Origin of the sequence: Snodgrassella alvi (assembly GCF_002777425.1) — a bacterium.
GTDB classification, from domain to species: domain Bacteria; phylum Pseudomonadota; class Gammaproteobacteria; order Burkholderiales; family Neisseriaceae; genus Snodgrassella; species Snodgrassella alvi_B.
In genome coordinates, this window is sequence record NZ_MDVC01000101.1 from 1 (window position 1) to 4,108 (window position 4,108).

Below are 4,108 nucleotides of genomic sequence, written 5' to 3' on the forward strand. Positions count from 1 at the left end.
TTTGCTTTTATATAAAGTAATTTTTTTTCGAGTTTATTATTCATAATATATGTGATGATCATTTGTTAACGGATCAATAATTTTTAGATATCGCTCTTCTTTGAAGTCATAGGTCATTGAATTGGCACCACGTTTTGGTTGACCTGCATGTGTATGAGCACTTTTGGCTCTTGGATCATTTGTATGTTCTACAATGACACGTTTATGTCCTTGTGCATTTTTATATTCATAATATCTTCCATGTGAACCTAAATCTTCAGAATATTTATAATTTCTTTGGCCTCTTCTAATTTGGTTATTTCCAACAATCCATTGTCTCTCTATTTGTTGAGAATGAGGAATATTAGCCAGATCTTTAGCTTTATTTAAAGCCTGTCGTCGATTAAGTTTAGGACACCACCCCCACGGATCAATCCAAGTCAACCCATTAGGCGCATACTGATACAGATTCAAACCACCAGCTAAACCAATCGGGTCTGGCTGAGTAAATCTACCTATATCCGGGTCATAGTACCTGAACGTATTGTAATGTAAGCCGGTTTCCCTGTCTAAATATTGTCCCTGATATCTGAGATTCTGCTCTATGGGTTCGTGTCCGATTTCATGAATCCGTTTCCCCCATAGCTGAAAGCTACATTCCCACAGTATTTTACCGTTTGCATCGGTAAGCTCTTCCGGGCAGCCGTTCAGGTCGGTGTGGAAGTAGCGGATATGTTGTTCTTGGTTGCCGTCTGTGTCTATCTGCGCCAGTGGTTCGTAGCTGTTCTGGTCGGTATAGATATACAGGCTGGTAGGGTGATTCGGGCCGGTTTCCTGAATCATTCTTAAGCCGTCCCACAGGAAGCGGGTACGGTTGTAGGGTTTGCCTTCGCGGTCTATCTGATGTTTTTCGATACGCCGTAGATGTGACGTCAGCTCTAAATAAGATTTCTATATATTTAATATTTAACGATTCCTACACAAAAAGGTGTTTATATGATAATGTAATGGTGTAGGTAACATTTAAACCCATTAAAACTGAGTTTGCAAAAGGCAAAAATTCATGACAATCCAAGAATTGCAACAAGCCTTTGCTACTTATGCTTATTGGTATAATCGCATTTGTTGTTTGAATATATGCTGCCATTTCATACTGGCTCAAATTTAATCCCATATTATCTATATTTTTTATCTGTTACTGATATGTATTTAGGTTTTTTTTTACTTAAATTATCTAGCAAATTTTTATTGTCATCTTTCCACCAATACTCTTTATATATAGCTGGTCGTTTAAGCTCATAAATACTAACTAAACCTAGCAAACCTGATGGCGAATCCGCCATAAAATCCCAACCATTTCTTTCAGCACAGTACATTTCTAACCTTTCGTCATACCATATTTGGTATCCTTTTTTATCCAATATATTGAATACAGTGTTTGATATATTTGAATATTCAGATAATGCCGGCATAAAATCAATCCTATTTAATAATTTCAATAGCTTCATTGGGAATTTCCCCTTTGAATAGTCCTTCAATTGCTCTTTTTACATTTTTCCTATCAGTTAAAGAACCTTTAGAATTTACAGTTTGCTGAACGTTTTGATTTGGAATATATACAGTTCCATTTTGAGTAGCTTTTGTTACATTTATTTTTGCCAATCCATTACCTGAATTAAAGATTTCAGTTCCAGACTTACTTTCTGAAACTGAAATATATCCGGTATTTTTGCCCTGTACGTGATCAACTATAGAACCTCCTTGACCTTTTGGCTTAATACCAAGACCTGAATCAATCCTTATTCTATCTTCTAAGCTCAATGCTCTATAAACATATTTTTTAGATGATCCACAACTCAGTCCCCACGGATCAATCCAAGTCAACCCATTAGGCGCATACTGATACAGATTAAACCCACCCAGCAGCCCAATCGGGTCGGGCTGAGTAAATCTACCTATATCCGAGTCATAGTACCTGAAAGTATTGTAATGTAAGCCGGTTTCTCTGTCTAAATATTGTCCCTGATATCTGAGGTTTTGCTCTATGGGTTCGTGTTCGATTTCATGAATTCGCTTACCCCATAACTGAAAGCTGCATTCCCACAATATTTTACCGTTTGCATCGGTTAGTTCTTCTGGACAGCCATTCAGGTCGGTGTGGAAATAGCGGATATGTTGTTCTTGGTTGCCGTCTGTGTCTATACGTGTCAGTGGTTCGTAGCTGTTCTGGTCTGTGTAGATATACAGGCTGGTGGGATGATTCGGACCAGTTTCCTGAATCATTCTTAACCCGTCCCACAGGAAGCGGGTACGGTTGTAGGGTTGGCCTTCGCGGTCTATCTGATGTTTTTCGATACGTCGGCCAAGTGCATCGTAGACATAGCCGTAACGCTGGCTGCGGCCTGTTTGCTCAATGCGTACTTCGCTCAGGCGGTGGTCGGCGTCGTAGTGGTAATGCTGGGTGGCGCCGATGGTCTGTTTGGTCTGAGTTCTGCCGTGCTCGTCGTAGCGGTAGTGGTGTCCTCTGAAATGCAGGAGCTGGTTACAGCGAATCAGGTTGTGGTTGCTGTAGTCTTCTCTGTATTTGCTGTCCAGCAGGTTGGCAGCGGCATCGTATTGCAGGGTTTCCCTGTAGGATTGGTTGTGGGAGCCTTCGATTCCTGCCGGCAACATCTATCTGTCTTAAATACCGGTAAGTTTTAATAGCTATTGTTTAAAAAAGAAAACTCTCTTTATCGTAAATATTTTCAGATAATAAAATTAAACAGATTCTTTCAGTGATAATCCGAAATCGATAAACCCTTCAGAACTTATAACAAGACACCATTTATTTGAAGAATCAAAAAAATAATGATGTTGAGGAATGTTTTCTATAGCAAGAGCAAGGAAACTATCAAATTGATTAAATTTTAAATGTACTGCAAAATTTAAAGATGAATCATTTATATAGTAAATATCCCCGCTTTCTCTAATTTTAGTAGATATATCATTATCTTCAATAAATTTTCTTATTGTGTATAACCAATTGGAATAACTTCCAAAAAGTTGCTTGCTTTTGTGTTTAAGAGTTTTTGACCAATCAATTTTTGTTCCTTTCCAGTCAAAAGAATTAGATAATTTATGTGCAATATTTTCCCAATTATCAACCAGCTCTGGTGGTTCTGATAATTGCGAAAGTTTCATTTTTATTTCATCATCAAGAGTCATGAGTCTCTCCGGGGCTTAGAAGGAAGATTAAATAGGCCTTGAAGTTTAGTTACTATTTGCGTGTTGATATTAGAACTTAAATACGCCTTATATTAAGGAGTATTTCATATTTACCGTCAGCATTTATTAAAGAATCTTTATAAATTTAATGTTCGAATTAATTTCCTCAACCATTGAATCATTAAACCAGAGGATTTTTTTACTTTTGGGCTGTACTATTTTAGGGAATAGTAACAGCTAAAATGATATTTTATTTAAAAATCTTTACTTAAAGAGAAAGGATGTAAGCATGCTTTAAACAATTCTAATTTCAAGTCTTCATCTGCTTTGTTTAACGTTTCATCCTGATCTTTTTGTATTTTTTTACGTATAAATTGCTCATTAGTAACATCTTCCTGTTTATAAAAATTTTTAGATTCTTCTTTAAAATCATCAATTTCCAATAATTTATCAAATATATTGTTAATTAGTGGGCTACCTGCATATAATAGCGATTCTGTTTCTTCACATGAAAATTTAATGTACATAATAAGTTTTTTCAAAGCGTTGATTTCGCTTTGTTTTAAAACTAAACATTTTTCTGTAGTATTACTCATGTTAACAACTTCCTCTAGCTTTTAGTTGATTCTGCATCATTTTAAGTCTTTTATCATATTTTAGGCTATTAAATCTTCCATAAGGATTTTTACCTATATGAATTATTTGAGAGCTTTCTAATTTAATTTTACCTGTATGATAGAACTCTAATTCTGATGACCTTTTTATATTGGCCATTTGTGCTTCGTTAACTTTAAAAACTATTGCATAATCCCCTCTTCCTGAATGAGTTGCTTGATCTAAGAAAATATTAGTCATTACATCTTTTGGGGGCATTAAAATATCAGTAATGTAAACCTTACCTTTTGTATTTTTTTCTATTATA

The 4,108-nt window shown here is 35.7% G+C and carries 6 protein-coding genes; all 6 read right to left on the reverse strand.

The genetic code is table 11. The features are described 5' to 3' along the window. Positions 1-36 precede the first annotated feature (36 nt). A complete protein-coding gene (locus tag BGI33_RS09730) occupies positions 37-822 on the reverse strand; it encodes an RHS repeat-associated core domain-containing protein (protein ID WP_100090997.1) in 786 nt (261 codons plus the stop codon). A gap of 332 nt (positions 823-1,154) precedes the next feature. Next, positions 1,155-1,451 (reverse strand): hypothetical protein, encoded by a 297-nt coding sequence (locus tag BGI33_RS09735; protein WP_100090999.1) that lies wholly within the window; start codon positions 1,449-1,451, stop codon positions 1,155-1,157. Between the two features lie 10 nt (positions 1,452-1,461). Further along, entirely contained in the window at positions 1,462-2,652 is a 1,191-nt protein-coding gene (locus tag BGI33_RS09740; protein WP_100090998.1) for an RHS repeat domain-containing protein, read from the reverse strand. Between the two features lie 87 nt (positions 2,653-2,739). Next, entirely contained in the window at positions 2,740-3,186 is a 447-nt protein-coding gene (locus BGI33_RS09745; RefSeq protein WP_100089928.1) for a type IV secretion protein Rhs, read from the reverse strand. 254 nt (positions 3,187-3,440) lie between these two features. Continuing rightward, positions 3,441-3,782: a hypothetical protein gene (locus BGI33_RS09750; protein ID WP_100090607.1), complete on the reverse strand. Its 342-nt coding sequence runs from the start codon at positions 3,780-3,782 to the stop codon at positions 3,441-3,443. A gap of 1 nt (position 3,783) precedes the next feature. Beyond that, a partial coding sequence (locus BGI33_RS13215) for a hypothetical protein (protein ID WP_180298977.1) occupies positions 3,784-4,108 on the reverse strand: 325 nt, incomplete at its 5' end.

Bases quoted from the DNA above. Each gene is read 5' to 3' on its own strand.
- BGI33_RS09730 (WP_100090997.1), bottom strand. From the start codon at position 822: ATGATTCAGGAAACCGGCCCGAATCACCCTACCAGCCTGTATATCTAT.
- BGI33_RS09735 (WP_100090999.1), bottom strand. From the start codon at position 1,451: ATGCCGGCATTATCTGAATATTCAAATATATCAAACACTGTATTCAAT.
- BGI33_RS09740 (WP_100090998.1), bottom strand. From the start codon at position 2,652: ATGTTGCCGGCAGGAATCGAAGGCTCCCACAACCAATCCTACAGGGAA.
- BGI33_RS09745 (WP_100089928.1), bottom strand. From the start codon at position 3,186: ATGACTCTTGATGATGAAATAAAAATGAAACTTTCGCAATTATCAGAA.
- BGI33_RS09750 (WP_100090607.1), bottom strand. From the start codon at position 3,782: ATGAGTAATACTACAGAAAAATGTTTAGTTTTAAAACAAAGCGAAATC.